Here is a 24,560-nt window from a genome sequence, read left to right as displayed (position 1 = left end):
ACAGGAGAGGTCTACGCCTCCGGCGCCGAAACGCCAACCCGCCGCTATTTGGTCGAGAGCACCTCGCCGAACCGCTCCCACTGCTTGCCGGTGAAGCGCATGAACTGCACCTGCTCGACCGGCAGGTGGTCGCCCTCCGATGTGCTGACCCTGATGCCCGGCAGCAGCATCGGCAGATCGAGATCCTTGATCGACAGCGCCTGCTTCAGGATGTTCTCGCGCGACAGGTCGTTGCCGGCGGCCTTCAGCACGTGCTCCAGCACCATGCCGTTGTTGTAGCCGTTGACGTAGTTGGAATCGCGGATGTCGCCGTCGGGGACGTATTTCGCCATGTACTCGCGCCAGCCCTTGACGCCGGCATCATCGGCCCAGGCCGGATCGAGCGGGTCCTTGACGTAGGCGGTCGAGATGATGCCGGTGCCGGCTTCGAGCCCGGCCGGCTCCATCACCGAGGACATCCACACCGAGACATTGGTGAGGAACGTCATCGGCCGCCAATTGATCTCGAAGGTCTTGCGGATCGCCTGCGCGGCGAATTTCGGCGTCGCGGCGATGATCAGCGCGTCGGCGCCGCTCGATTTCAGCTTTACGATCTGCGAGTCGATGGTCGGCTCGGTCGACTCATAGCTTGCCACCGTCACCGCCGTGTCGAAGCGCTCGCCGAGCACGTCCTTCAGCCCGGCAAGATAGTCGCGGCCGAAATCGTCGTTCTGCGCGAGGATCGCGAATGTCGCGTCCGGCTTCTTTTGCAGCGCGTAGCGTGCATACATCCGCGCCTCGTTGCGGAACGGCGCCATCACGCCCATCAGCGCGAACGGAAACTGTGCGGGGTCGCCGAACTTCGAGGCGCCGGAGGCCACGAACAGCTGCGGCACCTTCTTGGCCGATAGATATTTGGCGATGGCGGTGTTGTGCGCGGTGCCCATGGTCGAGAAGATGAAGGACACCTCGTCGCTCTCGACCAGCCGCCGCGTCTGCTCGACCGTCTTCGGCGGCACATAGCTGTCGTCGAGCGATATCAGGTTGACCTTGCGGCCGTTGATGCCGCCGCGGTCGTTGACCATCTCGAAATAGGCCACCTCGCCCTTGCCGAGGATGCCGAAGGCGGACACCGGCCCGCTATAGGGCATGGTCTGGCCGATGCGGATTTCGCTCGCGGTGATGCCGGGCTGATCCTCGGCGCGCGTGCCAGGCGCCAGCACCGACGACATGACCACCAGACCTGCGGCTGCGATGACGCTTCGCATGGACTCCTCCCCTGAAGGCCGCTCGATCGGCGGCGTTTTGTTGGCAGCATAGGCTTGCCTCCGCGTCCGTCGCAAACAAAAAATATATTTTTGTATGAAAATCTATTTTTTGAGTCTGTTATGGTCGCGCGCGATGCCATTGAGTCCTCCCATGTCCGGAAGCGCGACCCAGACCGTCTATGAGCAATTGCGTGCCAGCCTGCTCTCCGGCCTCTACCGGCCGGAGGAGAAGCTGAAGATCAGCGAGCTCGGCTCGGCGTTCTCGGTCAGTCCCGGGGCGATCCGCGAGGCGCTGGCGCGGCTGACGGCGGAGGGGCTGGTGACGGCGATGCCGCAGCGCGGCTTCCGCGTGGCGCCGGTGTCGGTCGCCGATCTCCGTGATCTCACCGAGATGCGTATCGAGATCGAGACCAAGTGCCTGCGCCGGGCGATCGCCAACGGCGATCTCGCCTGGGAGACGGCCGTGGTTGCCGCCCATCACCGCATGGCGGCGACGCCGATCGCCGCCGCCGACGGCAGCTTCTCGCCGGCCTGGACCATCGCGCATGGCGAGTTTCACGCCGCGCTCGCCCAGGCCTGCGGCAGCGTGTGGATGATGCGGGTGCGCGATCTGCTGTTCGTCCATAATGAGCGCTATCTGGACCTCGCCCGCAAGGCCGATCGCGGTCATCGCGACGTCGCGCGAGAGCACCGCGACCTGATGGAGGCGGCGCTGGCCCGCGACACCGAGCGGGCGGTAAATGTCATGACGGCGCATCTCGGCAAGACCCGGGACACGATCGAAGCGGCGCTGCTCGCGTCCGCCGCGCTGAGCGCGGCGAGGTGAGGGAGATGACAGCGCAGCCGCGGACTGTGCTCCGGCGGCTCTCGCGTAACGCGCCGGCTTGCGTCATCCTGCCCCCGCCGCGCCTGACCAGCATGCGTGCGACCGACCTCTGCGGCTCCTGCGCGTCACGGGCTGCAGGACGCCAACGAATGAGATGACCATGCGGGACCAGCACGAATCTCTGAGGGCCCTTCAGGACTGGTACGCCGCCCAATGCGACGGCCAGTGGGACCCGCTGTCCGGAATCCGGATCGGGACCCTGGACAGTCCAGGGTGGTCGCTCCGGATCGACCTCTCATCCACCGGTTTGGCCGGGCGGCCGTTCACCGAGGTGAAGGTGCAGGGCGATGACGATGACGATTGGTGCCACTGCCGCATCCAGAGCGAGGTGTTCGAGGCCTTTTGTGGTCCCGATCATCTCGTCGATGTGATCGCGATCTTCCTGGCCTGGGCGGTTGCGGCCGCGCGGAATGCCGCGCACTGAGCGCAACACTCGCGCGTCCCGCGGCGACGCAAAGGGTGCATTCTGCGACCAGGAAGGACAGCAGCGCTGCCGGGATTTCTGGTGACCGATCGGGTCAGCCGGCATATGATACCGGTAAACGTCGCCAGAAAGTCCGGGGAGGCCGCCTCGTGGATCGGTCGGAAAAGTATCGTTCGTTCTATGCCAAGTTGATCTGCGCCTCCGCGAAACACGATGATGCACGCATCGAGGAGGCGTTTCGCGCGGTCAGGCGCGAGCCCTTTGCGGGACCGGGTCCCTGGTGGATGATCATCGGCGGCCATCCCTATGTGCAGACGCCCGACGATGATCCGGCGTTTCTGTACCAGAACCTGCTGCTCGCTCTGGACCATGAGCGCGGCATCAACATCGGCCAGCCCGCTGCGCACGCGCTCTGGCTCGGCGCCTGCAAGATCAAGCCGGCGGACACCGTGGTGCAGATCGGGGTTGGCAGCGGCTACTACACAGCCATCCTCGCGCAACTGGTCGGTCCCCAAGGTCAAGTCTACGGCTATGAGATCGACGAGGCGATGGCGGCGCGGGCGCGCGAGAACCTGAAGGACCTGTCGAACGTCGGGCTGCGCACACAATCCGGCGCCGAGGCGGAGCTGCCGCCGGCCGACGTCATCTACGTCTGCGCCGGGGCGGCGAAGCCAAGCCCGAGCTGGCTGAACAGCCTGCGGCCTGGGGGACGCCTGCTTTTCCCGCTGGCGCCACAGGACGTGTTCGGCGGCATGCTGCTGATCACCCGTCCCAGCACGGGCGCGGCGTGGCCGGCCACGTTCGTCAGCCGCGCCGGATTCATCGGCTGCGTCGGCCTTCAGGACGACGAGGGAGGCCGTCGCTTGAGCGAAGCCTTCTCCGGCAGATGGGACGCCGTACGCTCGCTCCATCTCGATGATGCGCCCGATGAGAGCTGCTGGTTCGCGGGCGACGGCTGGTGGCTGTCGACCAGAGAGGTGACCGCTCCTGGGACGGACTAGTTCGACTGCATCGGAAGCAGCCGAACGGTTACCATGCCACCGTCGTGCCGGGCGGGTGCACCGGCAAAGACGTGCATCATCACCAGCAAACGCGTCCTGCCCGCGCCAGCAGTCCACCCCTGCTGCCGGCATCGCGATCTCCAGGCGGGAGAGCTGCACGATACTCACATTTTTCGTGCGCCCGCATACCGCGCGTAGCTCATCAATTTCACCCCCCCCGTCAGCGTTAAGCAGGCTTCATGCTGGCCGCCTTGCGCATTCAAGGATGCATTCACCACGCGCTATGCGGCCAACTCCCTTCTCGATGCCCGGAAACTTCCCGGTAACGCGCCCTCCCTCTAGTGATGCGCGTTGATATTTCCAGGAGGACACATTCATGTTGAAGATGATCGCGCGAAAACTACTTGGTCCCCACGCCCTCAATTCCGGCTTCGGCCTGGTGACGATGTTCGCACTTACCGGCGTCGTCGCGTCTCTCGTGCTGGTCCAGCACGGTGTCAATCTCAGCCCGCCTGCGATGTTCTGATCCGCTGTCGCCACGATCGTGCTCCCAGTTCACGGAAGGATCTGGGAGACACGCCGAAGATCCTTGGTCTCTGGCGACGCAGGCTCCAAAGCCGCGCATCGCGCGACTGATTTGCCCGACAGGCGGGCGTTGCGAAAACCTGTCCAGCCCCGCGACGAAAAACATTCTGATTTACAGAATTAAAAGCTCGTGTAGTCTGTGCGCGTCCGGTCTCCGCGAGGAGGGGCGTATCGCGGTCGTCACGAGCGTGGGAGGCTGGACGCGGTGGGCGCGGTGGGTCGCAGCGTGAGCAATCATGCCGACGAACGATCCGCTGCGCACGATGAAATCGCTTGGTCCTGACGCCCCGATGCTGGCGTCAAGCTCGCTGCGCTGTCTTGACGAAGCGCGCGGGCGACGGTGGCTAAGAGCCGGACACCGGGGAGATCGCGTATAACGTGCGCCGTGGAAAGGCGCGGTTCTTGAGAGGGTGAAAGTCCCTTCCGGCAAAGGTCGTTCCAGCCGGTAGCAATCGGAGCAGTCGGCAAGGCAACGACCCGGCTGAAGCCTCCGGTGGAGAGGGTCACGAGGTGACTTGGCGAGTGGGCGGGCTGTAACGCGAGTGAACGTTGAGCAGGCCTCGAAAAGTTCGATGTGGAGGCTGACCTGGCCTTATTACAGGGAAAGCTGGCATCGCTGGGGAAGAGAACGACAGGCGCACCCAGGGGCTCCACCGGGGTAATGACGACGGCACGTCCATAGCGAGAACCGAAGCAACACGGGAGACCCCATCGCGCGGTCGAGCGAGAGACCAACCGGAGGCCTGTGAAGGTCGGGCCGGGCGCGGCGGGGAGTCGGATGGGCTCGTAGTACCGGGGAAGCCGGGTAACGCCGGTGGAGGGAAGGAGCCCTCGTTCAAGCCGATGTAGGACGTGGCGCGGGAGGGGAGATTGGGTCACCTCGAAACTCCACCAAGTGTCCGGAAGCTGCAGACTGCGTTACATGCGAAAGCGAAGGCAGAACCCGAGTTCAGGTTCTATCTTCTGTACGACAAGATGTATCGGGCGGATGTTCTGAGCTTCGCCTATGCCAGGTGCAAAGCCAATGGCGGCGCGGCTGGCGTGGATGGTCAGACGTTCGATGACATCGAGGCGTATGGAGGCCAAGGTGGATCGTCCGCGGATCGCAAGAGCCCGGACGTCGACACTGGCTGGAATCCGTGGCTCGGGGAACTGGCGGAAGAGCTCAGGAACAAGACGTATCGGCCGCAAGCGGTCAGACGGGTCTGGATTCCGAAGCCGAACAGCAAGAAAATGCGACCTCTGGGGATCGCGACGATACGCGACCGGGTGGTTCAGACGGCGGCGATGCTGGTGCTCGAGCCCATCTTCGAAGCCGATCTGGATCCGGAGCAATATGCGTACCGCGCCGGCAAGACTGCGCTGGATGCGGTGGAGACCGTGAACCGCCTGCTCAATCTGGGGTACACGGCCGTCGTCGACGCGGACCTGCGTGGCTACTTCGACGAGATACCGCACGGACCGCTGATGAAATCGGTGGCGCGCCGGATCTCCGACCGGCACATGCTGCATCTGATCAAGATGTGGATCGAGGCGCCGGTCGAGGAGACGGACGATTGCGGACGCAAGCGTCGGACCACGCTGAATCGGGACGAGCACCGCGGCATCCCGCAGGGCTCGCCGATCTCCCCGCTGCTGGCGAACCTGTACATGCGACGGCTGGTGTTGTGGTGGAGACAATCGGGCGCGCGGCGGCGGCTGAAGGCCGTCATGGTCAACTATGCCGACGACCTGGTGATCTGCTGCAAGGGTACGGCCGACGTCGCCATGCAGACGATGCGAGAGGCGATCAAGAAACTGCAACTGGCGGTCAACGAAGACAAGACGCGCATCTGCCGTCTGCCGGAAGAGCGGTTCGACTTCCTGGGCTACACGTTCGGACGGTGCTACTCCCGAAAGACCGGGAAGGCACATCTCAACTCGAAACCGTCGAAGAAGAGCATCAAGCGAATCTGCGATGCGATCGGGGACGAGACAGGCCGGAACCGGACGTTGCTATCAGCCGAGAAGGTGGTGAAGCGGCTCAACGCCAAGCTCACCGGGTGGGCGAACTACTTCCGTCTCGGGCCGGTCTCACCGGCCTACAGGGCGGTCGATGCCCACGCCAATCATCGGCTGCGCCAGTGGTTATGCGAAAAGCACCGGATTCCCGGCCGAGGGGGACATCGCTTCCCCGACCATTACCTCTACGAAACGTTGGGGCTGGTTCGGCTGCCGGGGCTGACGCGTCACCTGCCGTGGGCGAAGGCATGAGAGCTTGCCCGGGAGCCGGATGCGCGAAAGGCGCACGTCCGGTTCGATGAGCGGGGAAGGGAAACGGGGCGTTGCCGCATGGCCCAAGCCACCGCGCCCTTCCTCGACTCTACTCGTAAAGCCACCGCGCAGGGAAGGCCGGGTCTGTCCGGCTGAACCTGTGGTTCCTGCCCCGTGCATTCTTTTTCCGCACGGGGGCCACTGGCCTCAGTCGAGGTCCGGCCTTCCCTGCGCCCTCCCGTGATCAGCGGAGGGTGATGATGCGCAAAGCTCGGGCCATTCTGGTCGCGAGAGCGCGATCCCGTGTGTTATGCTGTTTGACATCCGTGTAGTATGTCCATGTGTAATAGCGTTGTCCTCACATGTGAGGACAGGCGTTGGAAATGAGCGCGCTGCTCGTGAATGCGCCCTCTCCCCCAAGGCGAAGCTTCGCTTCGCCTTGGGGGAGAGGGCGCTGTATCGGGCAGCGAGTGGTATGGCCTCAGCCCGCCTTCTTGCCGCGCGATCCGATCAGCTCGGCGACCAGCGGGTTCGGGTAGCGACGCTGCTGGCTGACGGCGAAGAACTGCTCCTTCAGGGCGCCGAGCCGCGCGCGCTCGACCAGCACGCCGGTGCGCAGTTCATCGATCACGACGATCGACGGCACCAGGGTGACGCTGCCGCTCTCGCGCGCCATCAGGCGCAGCATCGCCATGTCGTCGACCTCGGCGGCGATGATCGGGCGGATGCCGCTCGACCCGACCAGCGCATCGAAGGCCGAGCGCAGCGCGCTTCCGCGGCCGGGCAGGATCACCGGCATCGTCGCGAGGTCCTGCGGAAAGCGAAAGCGGGCGGGCTTGGACGGCTTGCGGCTGACCAGGCTGACGCGCTGCTCGTCGATCAGCGTATTCTCGAAACTGCTGCGCGTATCCGGCGCCGCCGGGTGGTTGGCGAGCACTAGGTCGAGCTTGTGCGCGTCGAGCTGCTCCAGCAGGTCGGCGAACTGGCCGGTGCGGATGATGAGCTCGACATCGCTACGGCCGAGCAGGGGCCGCAGGAACGCGATCTGGAAGTTGCGCGACAGATTGGCCGCCGCGCCCACCCGCAGCAATTGCCGTCCGGGCCGCAGGCCTGACAAGGCCTCGATCAGCTCGTGGCCGGACTTGAACACGCTGCCGGCGTAGTCGAGCGCGATGCGGCCGGCCTCGGTCAGCTGCAATGAGCGACCGGTGCGCTCGAACAGCCTCTGTCCGAGCTGATCCTCCAGCGCTTTCAACTGGATCGACAGCGAGGACGGCGACACGTTGAGGCGCTGCGCGGCGCGGCTCATGCTGCCTTCGGTGGCGATGATCCAGAAATAGCGCAGGTGGTGGTAGTTCAGGTGCGGCATGATATCGTTCTATAATCTCTAACGATCGTGTTCAATGATTGAAATTTTAAGAAGGCTTCGGGGCCGTTAAGACGTGGGGCCACCGTCTCATGTGATCAATCGTCCGAGCCCCCATGACCCAGCTTCTCCCCTGCCTCGCGGCGCTCGCGCCGCTCACGCTCTGTGTTGCCGCGTTCGCCGGCACCGATGCCGGCGCCCGGACCGTCGCCCGCCGCGCGATCGGGGCGGCGGCGCTGGCCTTCGCCATTGCCGTCACCGCGAGCCTCGCCGCAGCATTGTTCGGGGCAGGGCGGACGCCGCTGCTCGGCGCCTTCGGGCTCGGCCTGTCGCTGCAGCTCGATGCGTTGGCTGCGATCCTCATCGTGCTGGTCAGCTTCATCGGCCTCGTCGTCGTGCGCTACAGCCGCAACTATCTCGACGGCGATCCGGGGCAGGTCCGGTTCACGCGGTGGCTGCTGCTGACGCTGGCCGCCGTGTTGACGCTGCCGATCGCGGGCAACATGGTCGTGCTGTTCGTCGCCTGGGTCGCAACCAGCCTGTCGCTCGGCAAGCTGCTGCTGTTCTACGACACGCGGCCCGCGGCGATCCGCGCCTCGCGCAAGAAATTCGTGGCCAGCCGGCTCGGCGACGCCTTCCTCGCGCTTGCCGCGTTGCTGCTCTACATCCGGTTCGGCACGCTCGAGCTCGGCGGCCTCGCTGCCCAGGCGCGCGCCGGCGAGGGAGCGGGATCGGCCGTCGTCACGATCGCCGCGCTGCTGATCGTCGCGACCGCGATGCTGAAGTCGGCGCAGCTGCCGCTGCATGGCTGGCTGATCGAGGTGATGGAGACGCCGACGCCGGTGTCGGCGCTGCTGCATGCCGGCATCATCAATGCCGGCGGCTTCCTGGTGCTCCGGCTCAGCGACGTGCTGCTGCTGGCAACACCGGCGCTCGACGTGCTCGCGGTCGTCGGCGGCGCCACCGCGCTGTTCGGCTCGCTGGTGATGCTGACGCAGACTTCGGTCAAGGTGCAGCTGGCTTATTCGACCGTCGCGCAGATGGGCTTCATGCTGCTGCAATGCGGCCTCGGCGCGTTCTCCGCGGCGCTGCTGCACATCGTGGCGCACTCGCTCTACAAGGCGCACGCCTTCCTGTCCTCGGGCAGCATCATCGATCTCGCCCGGGCGTCGTGGACGCCGAGCCCCGGCGGCCAGCCGCATGCGGCACGGCTGATCCTGGCGCTGGCCGCCGTGATCGGTCTCGCGCTGCTGACCGGGCTCGCCTTCGGCATGACCTTGCGCAGCAACCCCGCGCAGATCGCGCTCGGCGCGGTGCTGCTGATGGGGCTGGTGCATCTGATGGCCAATGCGATCGACGAGCGGCCGAACGGCTTCGTCATCGCCCGCGCCGCAGTCACCGCCGTCGGTGTCGCGATCGTGTACTTCGCGCTGCAGACGGGCATGGCCTGGCTGGTGGCCGGCAGCTTCCCCGCCTCGCGCCCGATCGACGGCGTCGTGCCGATGCTGATCGCGGTCGCCGTGGTGGTCTCGTTCGCGGCCGTCACCGTGTTCCAGAACCAGATGATGCGCCGCGCCGACGCGCCGTTCTGGATCGCAGCTTACGTCCACCTGCGCAACGGCCTCTATCTCAACACGCTCGCCAACCGTCTCGTGCTGACGGTCTGGCCCCGCACCTCCACCTCCTCGCCGTCCAACCCGTGATCCGAGATTTCCCATGACCCAGGCCGCCCTTGCCATGACGACGACGGACCCGATCGACACCGCCGCCGATGCCGCGCTGATAGCCCGCATCGACAGCGCCTGCCAGCGGGTCGCGCCGCTGTGGCCGCTGAAGCATTTCGTCGCGGTGAACCCATTCCTCGGCTTCACCTCGCAGAGCTTCGCCGCGACGGCGGCGACCTTCGAGCGCGTGGTGCGCACGCGGATGCTGATGCCGCGGGCCTACTACCGGCAGGCGCTCGACGACGGCCGGATCGACGATGCAGCGCTGGCGCAGGCGCTCGCGCTTCATCCCTCGACCGGCCTCGATGTCGAGGCGCTGAAGCAGAAGGCACGCGCCGAGGCCGGGCCGTCATCGCCGCCCGCCGTGGTGGCGACCGTGGCCGAGGTGCTCGACCGGCTCGCCGAGGGCGATCGCTACGTCTCGCTGGTCGCCTTCATGATCGACGAGATCTCGGCGTTCTGCGCCACCTATTTCGATGAGGGCCAGGCGAGCTGGCCGAGCCCGGTGCGCAAGCTGAAGCCGTATGCGGCGTGGCGGACGCTGGCGGCCTGCGACCGCAATCCGGAAATGATGGGGCTCACCGGCTTCCGCAAGGCGATCGCCGAACTGCCGTCCGACCCGGTGCAGGCGATCGGGCTGATCGTCGACCGGCTGGGCATCCCGGAGCGGGCGGTCGAGGACTATCTGGTGCGCGCGCTGTTCGATCTCGGCGGCTGGTCGGCCTATGCGCGCTACATCGGCTGGAGCGCGCAGCTCGACGGCCGGCGGGACGAGACGCTGACGGAGCTGCTGGCGATCCGGCTCGCCTGGGGCTTCGCGCTGTTCCAGGCGCGCACCGACGACGCCTTCAAGGCGGCCTGGGCGCAGGCCATGGCGGAGGCGGCAAAGCTGCCGGCCGATCACCGGCTGGACGCGACGCCGGAGCTCGCGATCGATCTCGTCCTGCACGAGGCCTATGAGATCGCGTTCCGGAGCAAGGTCGTCGCCAGGCTCGCCGCGCACAGCACGCAGGCGGCGATCGCGCGGCTGCCGGCGCGGCCGCCGGTGCAGGCCGCGTTCTGCATCGACGTGCGCTCCGAGATCTTCCGGCGCGCGCTGGAGACGGCCTATCCCGAGGCCGAGACGATCGGCTTCGCCGGATTCTTCGGCTTCCCGATTGAATACGTCCCGATCGGCCACAGCAAAGGCGGCGCGCAGTGCCCGGTGCTGCTCAAGCCGGCCTTCATCGTCTGCGAGGCGGTCAAGGACGCCGACGATGTCGAGCAGGCCGAGGTGCTCGGCCTACGGCTGTTGCGGCGGCGCGCGGCCAAGGCGTGGAAGTCGTTCAAGGTCTCGGCCGTGTCGTCGTTCTCCTTCGTCGAGACCGCCGGCCTCGGCTTTGCCGCCAAGATCGCGACCGACAGCCTGGGCGTGACGCGGCCCGTGCCGTCGCCGGTGGTGGATGGACTCGATCCGGAGATCGCCGCGCGGGTCCAGCCGCGGTTGACGCCGGGCGAGCTCGGCGGGCGGATCACCGGCTTCAACGACGCGCAGCGCGTCGCGATGGCCGAGGCGGTGCTGAAGGCGATGTCGATGACCGGGCCGTTCGCGCGGCTGGTGCTGCTCGCCGGACATGGCAGCACGACCGTCAACAATCCGCACGCCTCCGGGCTCGATTGCGGCGCCTGCGGTGGTCACACCGGCGAAGCCAATGCGCGAGTGGCGGCGGCCGTGCTGAATGATTGGCGCGTCCGCGAGGGGCTGCGGGCCAAGGGCATCGACATCCCCGCCGATTGCTGGTTCATCGGCGCGCTGCACGACACGACGACCGACACGGTGACGCTGTTCGACGAGGATGAGGTTCCCGCGGTGCTCGCGCAGGATCTGTCGCGGCTCAAGGCGCGGCTGAACGACGCCGCGCGGCTGGCGCGGCTCGAGCGTAGCGCGCTGCTCGGCATCCGCGACACATCCGATGTCGACGACGCCGTGATCGCGCGCAGCCGCGACTGGTCGCAGGTGCGCCCCGAATGGGGGCTCGCCGGCAACGCCGCCTTCATCGCCGCGCCGCGGAGCTTCACCCGGGGGCTCGATCTCGGCGGCCGCGCCTTCCTGCACTCCTACGAGGCGGCACGCGACGACGGCCATCGCACGCTGGAGCTGATCATGACGGCGCCGATGGTGGTCGCGAGCTGGATCAATCTGCAATATTACGGTTCGACCGTGAACAATTCCGCCTTCGGCAGCGGCAACAAGGTGCTGCACAACATCGTCGGCCAGCTCGGCGTGCTCGAAGGCAATGCCGGCGATCTCAGGGTCGGGCTGCCCTGGCAGTCCGTGCATGACGGCAGCCGCTTCATCCATGAGCCGGTGCGTCTGAACGTCTTCATCGCGGCGCCGGAGGCCGCGATGGACGAGGTGATGCAACGCCATCAGGGCGTGCGCGATCTCGTGGTCAATGGCTGGGTGATGCTGCATTCCCTCGGCGATCAGGGAACGATCCGGCGCTGCGTCCGCCCCGGCGACTGGAGGGCTGCATGAATCCGGCGGCGCGCCTCGCCGGGGGCAAGGCGCGCCGCGCGATGGTCTCACAGCGTCTTCAGATACTCGATCAGGTCCCAGCGCTCCTCTTCCGAGAACGCGCCGCCGATGATGCCGTTCGGATAGTCCTTGTTGGGCTTGGCCGGACCCTCGAACGAGTGCCCCAGCGTGCTGTTGCCCTTGATCGGCTTGCCATCGGAATCCTTGGTGGCGAACAGCGACTGTCCGACCTTGCACGAGGTTTCGCCGCCCTTCGGCACGTCGAAGCCGACATGCTTCGGATCATAGTCGCGAGCGCCCTGGCAGAACGATGTCGGCCGCTCCGCCGCCGGCGTCAGCATCCAGTACAGCGACGGCACCGAGCCGTTGTGCAGATAGGGCGCTGTCGACCAGACGCCGTTGAGCGGGCGGGCGCGGTAGCTCTTGCCGGCCGGATTCGGGCAGTTCTTGCGGTCGCCCCACAGCGCCGCCTGCTCGGCCGGAGAGAGCTTGCGGTCCTCCATCCATTTGTCGCTCGCCTTCTGCACCACGGCCATCAGTGCGAGCGCATAGGGCATCTCGGTGGTCGAGCCCTGCGGCAGGTTGCAGCCCTTGAGGTCCTTGGCCGGGTCGACATTGAGGAAGCCGGGCACCTTGACCTGGCGATTGGCGAGGATGCTCGCCTGGCCGGGGTCGGTCTGCATCGCATCGACCGACTTCTGCACCAGATCGAGGATCGGTCCCCTGGCGTTCCAGCCCTTGCTCTCCCAGTCCTCGGCCGGCTTGATCTTCCAGAAGCTCTTGTCCGGATAGGTCTTGTCGAACACGGGGTCTGCGACCGGGCCGAGATGGCACTCGACGCAGATGTTGGCGTAGAGCTTCCGGCCGCGCTCGACGCGCGCCGGGTCGATCTTCCAGGCGTCGTCGCCGCCGAACAGCTTCTCCGGCCATTTCGGCGAGGTGAGGCCGCCGAAAGCGGGCGTCGTCGTCGCGAACGGGTCGGGGCCGCGCAGCATGTCCTCGATATGCAGCAGGTTCTCGATCGCCATCGTCGAGCGCCACAGTCTGTCGCTCGCCGTCTCCGGCGAGAAATTGATCTGCGCGGACACGCCGAGCGCCTCGCCGGCATTGCGGATCAGCGGCTGCGCGATCGAGCCGTCATATTGCGCCCAGGAGAACCAGGGGACGGTCCAGATCGGCGGATAGGACACCGGTGCGTCGATGGCCTCCTGGTTGCCGAGCATGTTCGGCAGGCCGCTCACCGCCATGTCGAGATAGAAAACCTGGTTGCCGATGCGGTTGAGCGCATCGAGCCGGCCGAAGCCTTCCTCGGTCTCGGTCTGCCCCTTGGCCGCGATGGTTTTCGCGTAGTTGTTCGCCTGCATGTTGAGCGCGAAGTCGGTCGCCGCCTTGAGCCCCTTCTTCAGGGCGTCGCGATCGGCGTCCGAGGCGTTCGGCCCGAGCACGCGATCGGCGAAGCGCGAGAAGCGGCCGGGCACGTACTGCGTGAAGATCATCGCAAAGCCCATGGCCTCTTCGAGCTTGCGCAGGTCGACCATCCCCGGACCGCCGTCGAAGCGCACGCTGACGCCCTTGTAGTGGATGCTGCCGGAGTGGCAGGCGGCGCAGGTCAGTCCGATCTTGTCGGACTGCGGCGCGCCGGTGGCCGGATCGGTGGAGCCGGAGAGTCGCGCGAAGCCGACCGGGAGGCCGCCTTCATTGCCTGCCGGCGTGGGCTTCAGGCCGGCCGGCAGCGCCGGCGCGGTTTCGGTCTTGGCGGAGCTCGCGGCATAGCCATAGGGGCGCAGCGCGCTCGGATCGCCATCGACGCTCTTCGGGCTCGGCATGAAGCCGAAGCGTTCGAGATAGGCGCTGTCGGAGATCAGGCCGGGTTTGGCGAATGGCGTCAGGTAGGGCTGCTCCATCGCCATGAACCAGGCGTAGGGGATCGGGAAGGTCGCCGTGCCCTGGGTGACATGGTGAAACCAGTGCCGGTCCTGCGTGCTCCAGCCCTGGTCGAGCCAATAAGCCGCCTTGGTCGGCTCGGTCTCGGGCAAAGCGGGCGGAATGAACGCCGCGGCGCTCTTGGGCAGGACCTTGACGAGCTTGTCGCTGACAGCATCGGGGGCGGCCACCCAGGCGATCAGAACGGCGGCGCCGGCCACGATCGCCGTGCCGACCAGGGCCTTGCCGATGCGCCAGACGATGCTGGCGGGCTTGGGCTTCGCCATCAGCCGCGCAGTGATCCGCTGCGGCAGGCGGCGGTCGATGAACAAGGTGCTGACTTCGGCGACCGAGAGATAGCGGCTGTCACCCTCGCCCTTGCCGAGGATGTTCAGCAGCACCGGCCATTCGCCCTTCATCAGGATGGGATAGTACCAGTGCGCCTTGTCGCCGTCGCGCTTCAGATTGGCGGCCATGAAGGCGTCGATCTGCTTGGCGTTCAGGCCGCGCTCGGTGCCCCCTGCAGGATCCGGATAATCGCTGCCGAAGCTCGCGAACCGCTCGATCTCCGCAGGCTGGACCTTGGCCTCGGCATCCAGGATGCGCGAGCCGCCGCCGTGCTTGTCGAGCGGTCCGTTGCGGAGCTGGTCGAGATCGGCCCCCGACCACAGGCTCTTCAACAGCCGCAGAGGCGACAGGCCGTTGGCGATCAAGGCGACGCCGAAGGTCTCGATGCCGACGATCCGCTTCTTGAAGCCGGTCTCGCCGCTCGCCGCCTCGACCCTGTCGGCGATGGTCTTCAGGGGGACGCTATGGCCGTCGACGAAGCCCCCGGCGACGAGCGCGCGCAGGAAGGGACATGGATTGTCGGACGAGACCGGGATCTGCCCCGGCAGTGCGTCACGGACGCGGGCGCTGTCTTCTTGCATCGAAGAACATCCTCGAAAAGCACCTGAGTGATGAAAACGGACTTACACGAACAAAGCGGGCCGGCATCCGATGACGCCGAACAACGGGCGGCGCAGCCGCCACCATCTGAACGGTACAATGCAATAGTGAATGATGGCGTAACCCGCCGCGCTGTCAACCTCAAGTCGCGATCGCGCTACTCGCCTGCGAATTTGGCCTTGGTGTCGACCAGAGTGAGCTTGGTCAGCGGGATGCCGGCTTTGGCGAGGCCATCGCGATAATGGGTGAGGTCGGCCGGGTTGCGCCATCGGATGTTGCTCAGCAGGCGCTCGATCGTCATCCAGGGATGCTGGCTGAGGAGGCTGCCGACCGCTTCACCCGCCTCGACGGATCGTCCGAGCTGCGCCAGCGCCGCGGCGCGGATGGCGAGGCACTGCAGATGGTTGGGGTTCTGATAGTGCGACTCGCGCGCCCACGACAGCGACGCGTCATATTGACCGAGCAGATAATGGCTGAACGCACTCAGCACCGACCACTGATAGCGCGGGTCACTGTTGCCGCGCTGCGCCGCGACCGAGAACAGCTCGATTGCCTGACGGTGCTCGCCGGCGACGAGATGGCAGACGCCGAGCACGCCGCGCGCTCCCATGTCATACGGATTGAGCTGCAGCGATTTGCGGGCGGCCTCCATGCCGGCCTCGACCCGCCCCTGCATTGCATGGACGTAGGCCAGCAGCGAGTAGGAAAAGGACGAGCGCGAGTCGAGGCGCACGCCGGCTTCGGCGAGCGCCATCGCCTCTTCCCACAGCGCGCGCGTGTTCCTGATCCAGCCGAAGTGGATGCCTTGCAGCAGGATGGTGCCGAGATAGGTGTGGGCGATGGCGAGGCTCGGGTCGATCTTGATCGCCTCGCGGAACAGCGCAATCGAGCTTTCGTAGTCGGCCTTGGTCGGCTGATAGTAGTGCGACAGACCGCGCAGGAAGCGGTCCCACGCCGTCAGGTCGGTGGTCTTGGACCGCACCGGCACTGCGGCCTCGGCGCGGTAGATCTCGGGAATCAGCGCAGTGCAGAGGTTTGCCGTGATGTCGTCCTGCACGGCGAAGAGATCACCGATGTCGCGGTCGTAGCGCCCGGCCCACAGCTGCTCGCCGTTCTCCGGCGCGACCAGCTCTGCGGTCACCCGGATCTTGTTGCCGGCGCGCCGCACCGAGCCCTGGATCAGGTATGTCGCATCGATCTCACGTGCGATCAGGCGCGCGCTCATGCCGGCGTGCTTGAAGGCGAAGGTGGAGTTGCGGCTGAGCACGCGGAAGAACGACTGCAGTGACAGCGCGTGGATCAAATCCTCGGCCAGGCCGTCGGAGAAATATTCGTCGGTCTCGCCGCTGAGATTGGCGAAGGGCAGCACGCCGACGATCGCGGTTCGGTATTGCGCAGGGAGCGTGACGGCGGGCCGCGGCTCGCGGGTGTTCTCGGGCGCGGCCGGGTCCCAGGTCCAGACGTTGATCGTCTCTTCGATGTTCTTGAACCGGAACGGGCCCCGATCGACGAAGGTCACCGTCAGGTGCTTGCTGGCTTCCTGGTAGGCCTTGTTGGAGAGGGCGATCCCGCCGGGAGGCGCTGCGGCTTCAAGTCGCACCGCGGTGTTGACGCCGTCGCCGAACACCTCGTCCTCGTCGAAGATGACGTCGCCCATGTTGAGGCCGAGGCGGAATTGCATGACGCGATCAGCCGGGAGATGCGCATTGCGCTCGGCCATCAGCTTCTGCACCTCGACCGACGCGGCAATGGCGCCGACGACGCTCGGAAACTCCAGGAGAAACCCGTCTCCCGTGTACTTCACGATCCGGCCGCCGTGATTGAGAATGATCGGGTGGATGGCGCCACGATGCGCCTTGAACGCGGCATGGGTTCCCGCCTCGTCGGCGCCCATCATCCGCGAGTAACCGACCACATCGGCACAGACAATCGCGGCCAGCCGTCTCTCCATTCCGTCCTTGCTCCTACACAGGGCGATACCACGGCAACAGCGGTCGAATCCAATCATTTTGCGGAAGCAATGTGTAGGCCATGTGGCGGTTCGGCGCTATGCCGCGGGCCCGGCTCAGCTCAGCCCCGCCTTGATCAGCCCGTCGCGGTAGTGCTCGATGTCGGCACGGTGCTTCCAGCGGATGTTCTTCAGGTGACGGTCCAGCGTCAGCCAGGGATATTGCTCGCGCAGCGCCTCGATTGCGGCGCGCGCCTGCTCGGTGTCGCCAAGCTGCGCCAGCGCTGCGAGCCGGATCGTCAGCGCCTGGAGGTGATTGGGATACAGGAACAACTCCTCGCGCGCCCAGGACAGCGCGGCCTCATAGCGGCCGAGGAGATAGTGGCTGTAGGCGTTGAGCGCCGGCCATTGATAACGCGGATCGCTGTTGCCGCGCTGGGCGGCGATCGAGAACTGATCGATCGCCTGCTGGTGCTCGCCATTGACCATGTGGCACAGCCCAAGCACCCCGCGCGCGCCCATGTCATAGGCATTGAGCTCGGTAGCCTTGCGAGCGGCCTTCATGCCGTCGTCATGGGCCCCCTGCATGGCCTGTACGAAAGCGAGGATCGCATAGGCGAAGGAGGAGCGAGGATCGAGCCGCACGCTGTCCAACGCCAGGGTTTTCGCTTCGTCCCAGAGTGACCGAGAGCCCTTGATCCAGCCGAAGTTGATGCCTTGCATCAGAATGGTCGCGAGATAGGCGTGCGCGAGACCGAGGGTCGGATCGAGCGCGATGGCTTGCCGGAACAGCGAGATGGAGATTTCGTAGTCTGCCTTGGTCGGGCGATAGTAGTGCGACAGCCCGCGCAGGAAGCGATCCCAGGCGGTCGGATCGGCTCCAGGCGAGCGCACGGGGATCGAGGCCTCGACGCGGTAGATCTCCGGCATCAGAGCCGCGCAGAGGCTGGTCGTAATCTCGTCCTGCATGGCGAAGAGATCGCCGAGGTCGCGGTCGTAGCGTCCAGTCCACAATTGGGCTCCGGTCTCGGGCGCGATCAGCTCTGCCGTGACTCGGATCTTGTCATGCGAGCGCCGTACCGTCCCCTGGATCAGATAGGTCGCGTCGATTTCGCGCGCGATCAGGCGGGGGCTGAGGGTGCGGTCACGGAAGCGGAACGTCGAGGTGCGGCTCAGGACGCGAAAGAACGACTGCAGCGACAAGGCGTGGATCAGATCGTCCGCGAGCCCGTCTGCGAGGTATTCATCGGAGCTGTCGGCAAGATTGACGAAGGGCAGCACGCCGACGATCGCCGTACGATATTGGGGCGGCAGGCGCTGTGTCCGGTCATGGGATGCCGTTTCACTGCCAGGCTCCCAGATCCAGGCCTGGACCGGCTCGGGCTGGTTCCGGAACTGGAAGCTTCCGGCGCTGCTCAGCCGGATCGGCAGCTGCGCGCTCGCTTCCTCATAGGCCTTGGCCGAAACGGCGACACCGCCCGGCGTCGCAATCGATTCCAGGTTAACAGCAACATTGATGCCGTCGCCGAACGCCTGGCCCTCGTCGATCGTGAATTCACCCTTATGGATCCCAAGCCGAAAGCGCATGCTGCGCTCGGCGGGAAGATCCGCGTTCCGCTCCGCCATCAGGCACTGCATCTCGATCCCGAACTGGATCGCGCTGGCGGCGCTGGCGAACTCCAGGAGGAAGCCGTCACCGGTGTGTTTGACGATGCGGCCGGCGTGATTGAGAATGATCGGATGAATGGCGCCGCGATGCGCCTTGAAGGCGGCATGCGTGCCGGCCTCGTCGATGCCCATCATCCGCGAATAGCCGGCGACGTCGGCGCAAAGGATGGCGGCAAGGCGTCGTTCCATCACATCGTGCTCCCACCTCGCGCATACCATGGCCGAGGCGGCCGAATCCAACCCTTTTGCGGAACCACTCACGAGACCTTGCCGGCGGAGGAAGCCACTTGCGGCCCGCCGTTTCCGACGGCAATAGGCGGGCATCCTCGATCATTAGACCTATCTGGTTAGGAAACGTTCAATCATGCTCGGCATTCACGACCTGTTGCTGTTTCTGGTGTCGGGCCTGTTGCTCAACATGACGCCAGGTCCGGACACGGCCTACATCATTGGCCGCAGCGCGCAGATGGGCTGGCGCGGGGGCGCCGCGGCCGCCTTCGGCATCAGCGCAGGCTGTCTCGTCCACGTCGTTGCAAGCGCGGTCGGATTGTCGGCGCTGCTCACCGCGTCGGCCACGGCGTTTGCCGCGGTCAAATGGGCCGGTGCCGCCTATCTGGTCTATCTGGGTCTCACGCAGCTCCTGGCGCGGCGGCCCGCAGACGCGCAGGCCGGGAGGGAGATGACAACGGCGCCCGCGGCGACGTTGCGCCAAGTGTTCTGGCAGGGCGCTCTCACCAACGTTCTCAACCCGAAGGTGGCCATGTTCTTCCTCGCCTTCCTGCCGCAGTTCGTCGCGGCTGATGCGCCGCAAAAGCCGATCGCCTTCCTGCTGCTCGGCACGATCTTCATCGTCAACGGCACGATCTGGTGCCTTGGAGTGGCCGTGGTGGCGGCGCGGGCCGCGCGCCGCGTGCGCGGCTCTTCCGCGGCCCTGTTCTGGCTCAACCGCGCGATCGGTGGGCTGTTCGTCTATCTCGGCGTGAGGATCGCGATGCTGGAGGCGCGCTGACTACCAGGAAAGTTCGATCACGGCGCTGCCCGCCAGATAGAGTCCCAGGGCGATCATGGCGATCAGGAACACGCGGCGGAAGGCCTCGGCCGGCAACCGCGACCGCGCAGCTTGGCCGGCGAACATGCCGGCGAAGGCGCACACCATCGCCACTGCGCCGGGCAGGGCGGTCGCCGTGCTGAGCAGGCCGGAGCTCGTCAGGGTGAAGGCGAGGGTGACGGTGGCGACCGTGAAGAATACCCCGAGCGCCTGGACGAGTTCGTCCTTCTCCAGGCCGATCGCCTGCATATAGGGCACCGACGGGACCACCTGGACGCCGGTCGCGGCCGAGATGAGCCCGGTGACGAGGCCGACGATGCCGCCGACCCATTTCTCGTGGCGTGGCGCGATCTTGAAGGCGAATTTGGTGAGGCCGAGCACGGCGTAGAGCACCAGGAGAACGCCGAGCGCGACATTGCCCCAGCGCGTCGAGGCATGGCTGAGCGCGCCGGCATTGAGGCAGATGCCGATCGCCGTTCCGGCCATCAGCGGCCAGAGGCGCCGGGCGATGTCGCGCAGATAGGGGCCAGCGAAGGTCTGCCAGATATTGGTGATGACGGCGGGGACAATCACGATCGCAAGCGCCCGCCCGGGCGGCATGGCGACCGCGAGCAGGCCGACGGAGATGGTCGGCAGCCCCAGGCCGAGGGCGCCCTTGACGAAGCCCGCCAAGGTGAGCGCGACAGCGATGAAGATGAGGATGGAATCGATCATGGCGCTCACATTTGACCAGAGCGCGCGGCGCGCACAATGTGGAGGTTACGGAGACAGCCTTCGTCCTGAGCTGAGGCAGAGGAAGCATGCGGTTCGATCTGGTCGATCTGAGGCTCTTCATTGCCGTCGCCGAAGCCCGCAGCATCACCGGCGGGGCCGACCGTGCGCATCTGGCGCTGGCGTCCGCGAGCGCCCGGATCAAGAGTCTCGAGGACGCGTTCGGCGTGAAGTTGTTCAAGCGCGGCCGCCGCGGCGTCGAACTGACCGCGGCGGGCGAGAGCCTGCTTGATCACGCTCGCATCATCATCGCGCAGGTCGAGACCATGCAGGGCGAGCTCGCCGGGTTCGCGTCGGGCCTTCGCGCCAACGTTCAGCTGCTTGCCAACACCGTCGGCCTGGCCGAGCATCTGCCCAAGGCGCTGGCCGTCTTTCTGCGCGAGCATCCCGACATCAACGTCGACGTGGAGGAGCGCGAAAGCACTGACATCGCCGAGGCGATTGCGTCGGGCCGGGCCGATCTGGGCTTTGCGGCGGAGCACGCCTTGCCCGAGACGGTCGAGCGCTTCGCCTTCGGCGAGGACCGGCTGATCCTGGTCGCCGACCGGCGCAGCGCGTTTGCGGGCCGGCGGCAGATCGATTTCAGTGAGACGGCGGGGGAGGACTTCATCGGTCTGACCCAAGGCACCGCGCTCAACGCCCATATCGGCCGGCATGCGGCGCGGCTCGGCATCCGCCAGCACGTGCGGGCGCGGCTGCGCGACTTCGATGCGATCTGCCAGATGGTGGCTGCCGGGATCGGCATCGCCGTCGTGCCGGAGGCCGCGGCGCGGCGTTGCGCGCGCTCGCTGCCGATCAGCCTCGTGACGCTCCGCGACGCCTGGGCGAATCGCAGGCTCGTGATCTGCGCCCGGAGCTTCGAGGCCCTGCCGCGTCCCGCCAGGCTGCTCGTCGAGCATCTGCGCAAGGCGGCGGGATGAGACAGCTTACGCGGCGCGCACGGTCTCCAGGAAGCGGGTGACTTCGAGCTTGAGCCGATTGCTTTCTCCGGCGAGTGACTGCGCCGCCGACAGCACCTGCGCCGATGCCGAGCCGGTTTCGGTGGCGCCGTGCTCGACCTGGACGATGTTGTCGGACACGCGCTGCGTGCCCTGGGCGGTGTGCTGGATGTTGCGGGAGATGTTCTGGGTCGCAGCGCCCTGTTCCTCGATGGCGGCTGCGATGGCCGACGAGATATGCGAGAGCCGCTCGATCGTTCCGGATATCTCGCGGATCACGTCGACCGATTCCACGGTCGCGGACTGGATGCTCGCGATCTGCTGACCGATCTCGCCGGTGGCTTTCGCGGTCTGCTCGGCGAGCGCCTTGACCTCGGAGGCCACGACGGCAAAGCCGCGGCCCGCGTCGCCGGCGCGCGCCGCCTCGATGGTGGCATTGAGCGCCAGCAGGTTGGTCTGGCCGGCAATGGTGTTGATCAACTCGACGACGTCGCCGATCCGCGTCGCCGCGCGTGACAGCTCGCCGACCCGATCATTGGTGCGTCGGGCCTGCCCGACCGCCTCGCCGGCGATGCGGGCGGATTCCTGCACCTGGCGGCCGATCTCGTTGACCGACGCCGACAACTCCTCGGTGGCCGAGGCCACGGACTGCACGCCCGCGGCGGCCTCTCCGGAGGCGGAGGCGACGGAGGTCGCCAGCGCCTGGCCGTGTTGCGCATTGCGCGTCAGGGTCTGCGCCGAGGCTTCGAGCTCGGTCGATGCCGACGAGACCGTCTCGATGATCTGGCCCACGGCCAGCTCGAACCCTTGCGCGAGTGCGGTCATGTCGGCCTTGCGCTGCTGCGCCTGGCGCTTTTCGATCTCGTCCTGCTCGGCGCGCAGCCGCTCGGCTTCGATGCGGTTGGTCTTGAAGACCTCGACCGCATCGGCCATCTCGCCGATTTCATCGTGACGGCCGATGGCGGGAATGACGATCGAGGTGTCGCCGCCGGCGAGCCGCGTCATGGCGCGCACCATGCTGCGGATGGCACTGGAGATGCCGCGGCCGATCAGGAAGGAGATGCAGGCGACCAGCAGCAGTGACACCGCGAGCGTGAGCAGCATGCTGCTCCGGACGGTCTGGCCGGTGCTGGCCTCAGCGGCTTGCGCCGCCGCATATTGCTGGGCCACGGTCTTTGCGATCTCGGCGATCAAGGGCTCGATGTCGGCGAACGCTTTCGACATTGCCGCGGCGTGTCGCGCGGCTTCCTGGGAGCCGTCGGCCCAGGCCAGGAAGTCCTTCTGATACTTGTCGAGCTTCTGGCCGATGTCCGCCTTGACGGAGGCCGCCAGTTCCGCTGCCGCCACGGCCTTGCCGAACTCGCCGGCAGTGGTCTTCAACTCGGCCACATATTTGGGATCGCGGCGCAGCATGAAGTCCTTCTCATGCCGGCGCAGCATCAGCATGCCGCTGGTCAGCCGGGGATCGTTGACGTCCTTCAGCCTGGCTTCGATGTCGTGGACGGCCGCGCGCAGCGATCCCGACAGGCCCAACGTCTCGTTGAGGCCGAGGCGGACTTCCGCCTTTTCGGCTTCGGTGAATTCCATGCTGTAGGTGGCGAATCCTGAAGACACCGCGTCCGCCTTGCCAGCAATCATTGCTTCGCCATGGCTGCGGACGGTGCTGCGCAGATCGTCGAGCTCGCGCTTGATGGCCGCGCTGAGCTCGGCGTGGCGAGCCGCATATTTCTGGTCGCGCCGCAGCAGGAAATCCTTCTCGGCGCGGCGCGCCTCGAGCAGATCCGTCGCCAGCTTCTGGTTGAGATCGGCAATGCGACGGGCATTGTCTGCGACCTCGCGGGACGCTTCCTGGGACCGGCTTCCGAGGAAGTAGATGCCGCCGACGCTGGCAAGCGCTCCGGTTCCGATCAGGGCGATGGCCATGATCTTGTGGGTGAGGCGGAGCTTGGTGCCGAGCATGAATCGTCCCCGGGGTCAGTCGTGCGGCCGCGCCCGATGCGCGTCGGCCTGCATTTTCTTTAAACCTAGACAGCTCGCCTCAATGCCATGTTAACAATGCATCCTATTGTGAATTGTACGTATTTGTACGGAAGCGCCGTCGTCTCCCTCAGCCTGCAGCGAGTCGCTTCAGCGCCGCCTCGTGCACGCGCTTGTCGCCGGCCGCGATGATCCGGCCGCCGTTCTGGGCCGGGCCGCCCTCCCAATCGGTGACGATGCCGCCGGCACCATTGATGATCGGGATCAGCGCCGCGATGTCGTAGGGCTTGAGCTCGGTCTCGATGACGAGATCGAGATGGCCGGCCGCGAGCATGCAATAGGAGTAGCAGTCGCCGCCGTAGCGCGACAGCCGGGTCTCGGCCTCGACGCGGCTGAAGATGGCGCGGTCCGATTCGTTCATCAGCCGCGGGCTCGTCGTGTAGCACACGGCATCTTCGAGCCGCTCGCAGCGCCGCACCGACAGCCGGCGCTCGCCGGCTGAATTCCTGTAATTGGCCGATCCGTTGTCGCCGGCGAAGCGCTCGGCGATGAAGGGCTGGTGCATCATGCCGAACACTGGCGTGCCCTTGTGCAGCAGCGCGATCAGCGTGCCCCAGGTCGGAAAGCCCGCGATGAAGGACTTGGTGCCGTCGATCGGGTCGAGCACCCAGACATAGTCGGCGTCCTCGCGCTCATTGCCGAACTCCTCGCCGACGATGCCGTGCTGCGGGAAGTTGGCCTTGATCAGCCGCCGCATCACCGCCTCGGCGGCGCGGTCGGCTTCGGTCACGGGGTCGAAATCCTGCCGGTTGCTCTTGTTGTCGACCAGCAGCGAGGTCCGGAAGAACGGCAGGATGGTTTCGCCCGAGGCCGTCGCGAGGCGACCGATGAAGGCAGAGAAGTCGATGACCGTCACGGCACGTCCTTCGAACAGGGAATCGGAAAGCGGATGATGCCGTCATGCCTATCGCAAAGCCGGGAGGTGCGCATCCGGATATGGAACAGCGACTTGGTATCTTGGATTCCGCCCGGTGACCGGCGGCTTCGCATCGGTGCGGGATTTCTGCCCTCGCCACCCAACCGAAACCAGAACCGAAAGGTACCCGATCCCGCCATTGATCAGACTTTTAGATCAAGCCATTGAACATTCATATGAAATAAGGATCGGGTCGCGCTCAATGCAACCCGGCCTGTGTTTTTTGCATGGGGTTTGGCCGAAAAACCCTTGCGCTTTGTGCAGCGCATCTGCATATTGTTGCGGTGCGGTAGCGCTTCGCGTTATCGCTGCCCTCCTTGGGCGTTTCCTCCCTAGACTTGGGCCGCTTGTCATTCAAG

The 24,560-nt window shown here is 66.2% G+C and carries 17 protein-coding genes; 9 read left to right on the top strand and 8 right to left on the bottom strand.

The window, feature by feature from the left end; genetic code table 11:
- Nucleotides 1–44 precede the first annotated feature (44 nt).
- On the bottom strand, nt 45–1,247 hold the full coding sequence (locus ACQR1L_RS30285; RefSeq protein WP_434861575.1) for an ABC transporter substrate-binding protein: 1,203 nt from the start codon (nt 1,245–1,247) through the stop codon (nt 45–47).
- A 151-nt stretch (nt 1,248–1,398) separates the two neighbouring features.
- Between ACQR1L_RS30285 and ACQR1L_RS30280 the strand changes: the two genes are divergently transcribed.
- The 5 genes from ACQR1L_RS30280 (at nt 1,399) to ltrA (ending at nt 6,396) form a co-directional block, all read left to right on the top strand.
- Nucleotides 1,399–2,073 (top strand): GntR family transcriptional regulator, encoded by a 675-nt coding sequence (locus tag ACQR1L_RS30280; protein WP_434861574.1) that lies wholly within the window; start codon nt 1,399–1,401, stop codon nt 2,071–2,073.
- Nucleotides 2,074–2,233: 160 nt separating this feature from the next.
- Complete coding sequence (locus tag ACQR1L_RS30275; protein ID WP_434861573.1) at nt 2,234–2,557, top strand: immunity 53 family protein; 324 nt, start codon at nt 2,234–2,236, stop codon at nt 2,555–2,557.
- Nucleotides 2,558–2,706: 149 nt separating this feature from the next.
- A complete protein-coding gene (locus ACQR1L_RS30270; protein WP_434861572.1) occupies nt 2,707–3,558 on the top strand; it encodes a protein-L-isoaspartate O-methyltransferase family protein in 852 nt (283 codons plus the stop codon).
- A gap of 376 nt (nt 3,559–3,934) precedes the next feature.
- A complete protein-coding gene (locus ACQR1L_RS30265; protein ID WP_172132221.1) occupies nt 3,935–4,084 on the top strand; it encodes a hypothetical protein in 150 nt (49 codons plus the stop codon).
- 929 nt (nt 4,085–5,013) lie between these two features.
- Nucleotides 5,014–6,396 carry a group II intron reverse transcriptase/maturase gene (ltrA, locus tag ACQR1L_RS30260; RefSeq protein ID WP_434861571.1) on the top strand — a complete coding sequence of 461 codons (1,383 nt, stop codon included), beginning with the start codon at nt 5,014–5,016 and terminating at the stop codon, nt 6,394–6,396.
- A 481-nt stretch (nt 6,397–6,877) separates the two neighbouring features.
- Here the strand turns inward: ltrA and ACQR1L_RS30255 are convergent, their stop codons facing one another.
- Complete coding sequence (locus ACQR1L_RS30255; protein ID WP_434861570.1) at nt 6,878–7,765, bottom strand: LysR family transcriptional regulator; 888 nt, start codon at nt 7,763–7,765, stop codon at nt 6,878–6,880.
- A 113-nt stretch (nt 7,766–7,878) separates the two neighbouring features.
- On the opposite strand from ACQR1L_RS30255, the gene ACQR1L_RS30250 reads away from it, so the two are divergent.
- Both ACQR1L_RS30250 and ACQR1L_RS30245 read left to right on the top strand, forming a co-directional pair.
- Nucleotides 7,879–9,465 (top strand): NADH-quinone oxidoreductase subunit L, encoded by a 1,587-nt coding sequence (locus tag ACQR1L_RS30250; protein WP_434861569.1) that lies wholly within the window; start codon nt 7,879–7,881, stop codon nt 9,463–9,465.
- A 13-nt stretch (nt 9,466–9,478) separates the two neighbouring features.
- Nucleotides 9,479–12,004: a YbcC family protein gene (locus ACQR1L_RS30245; protein ID WP_434861568.1), complete on the top strand. Its 2,526-nt coding sequence runs from the start codon at nt 9,479–9,481 to the stop codon at nt 12,002–12,004.
- 47 nt (nt 12,005–12,051) lie between these two features.
- Here the strand turns inward: ACQR1L_RS30245 and ACQR1L_RS30240 are convergent, their stop codons facing one another.
- The 3 genes from ACQR1L_RS30240 to ACQR1L_RS30230 form a co-directional block, all read right to left on the bottom strand.
- The gene (locus tag ACQR1L_RS30240) at nt 12,052–14,856 is read right to left on the bottom strand and encodes a di-heme-cytochrome C peroxidase (protein WP_434861567.1); all 2,805 of its coding nucleotides are present in this window, start codon (nt 14,854–14,856) and stop codon (nt 12,052–12,054) included.
- Between the two features lie 176 nt (nt 14,857–15,032).
- On the bottom strand, nt 15,033–16,826 hold the full coding sequence (locus ACQR1L_RS30235; protein WP_434861566.1) for an adenylate/guanylate cyclase domain-containing protein: 1,794 nt from the start codon (nt 16,824–16,826) through the stop codon (nt 15,033–15,035).
- Nucleotides 16,827–16,940: 114 nt separating this feature from the next.
- On the bottom strand, nt 16,941–18,680 hold the full coding sequence (locus ACQR1L_RS30230) for an adenylate/guanylate cyclase domain-containing protein (protein WP_434861565.1): 1,740 nt from the start codon (nt 18,678–18,680) through the stop codon (nt 16,941–16,943).
- A 175-nt stretch (nt 18,681–18,855) separates the two neighbouring features.
- Here ACQR1L_RS30230 and ACQR1L_RS30225 point away from each other — a divergent pair, with 175 nt between their 5' ends.
- Nucleotides 18,856–19,500, top strand: a complete 645-nt coding sequence (locus tag ACQR1L_RS30225; protein ID WP_434861564.1) for a LysE family translocator — start codon at nt 18,856–18,858, stop codon at nt 19,498–19,500.
- Here ACQR1L_RS30225 and ACQR1L_RS30220 read toward each other — a convergent pair whose 3' ends face one another.
- Nucleotides 19,501–20,253, bottom strand: coding sequence for a sulfite exporter TauE/SafE family protein (locus ACQR1L_RS30220; RefSeq protein WP_434861563.1), 753 nt, complete (start codon nt 20,251–20,253; stop codon nt 19,501–19,503).
- 86 nt (nt 20,254–20,339) lie between these two features.
- On the opposite strand from ACQR1L_RS30220, the gene ACQR1L_RS30215 reads away from it, so the two are divergent.
- Nucleotides 20,340–21,230: a LysR substrate-binding domain-containing protein gene (locus ACQR1L_RS30215; protein WP_434861562.1), complete on the top strand. Its 891-nt coding sequence runs from the start codon at nt 20,340–20,342 to the stop codon at nt 21,228–21,230.
- Between the two features lie 6 nt (nt 21,231–21,236).
- Here the strand turns inward: ACQR1L_RS30215 and ACQR1L_RS30210 are convergent, their stop codons facing one another.
- Together ACQR1L_RS30210 and hisN are read right to left on the bottom strand one after the other, a co-directional pair.
- Entirely contained in the window at nt 21,237–23,207 is a 1,971-nt protein-coding gene (locus ACQR1L_RS30210) for a methyl-accepting chemotaxis protein (RefSeq protein ID WP_434861561.1), read from the bottom strand.
- Between the two features lie 148 nt (nt 23,208–23,355).
- Nucleotides 23,356–24,141, bottom strand: coding sequence for a histidinol-phosphatase (hisN, locus tag ACQR1L_RS30205; protein ID WP_434861560.1), 786 nt, complete (start codon nt 24,139–24,141; stop codon nt 23,356–23,358).
- Nucleotides 24,142–24,560 lie beyond the last annotated feature (419 nt).

The sequence above is a fragment of the Bradyrhizobium sp. HKCCYLR20261 genome (genome assembly GCF_051168435.1).
GTDB lineage: Bacteria > Pseudomonadota > Alphaproteobacteria > Rhizobiales > Xanthobacteraceae > Bradyrhizobium.
This window is presented reverse-complemented; position numbering and strand designations above follow the sequence as displayed.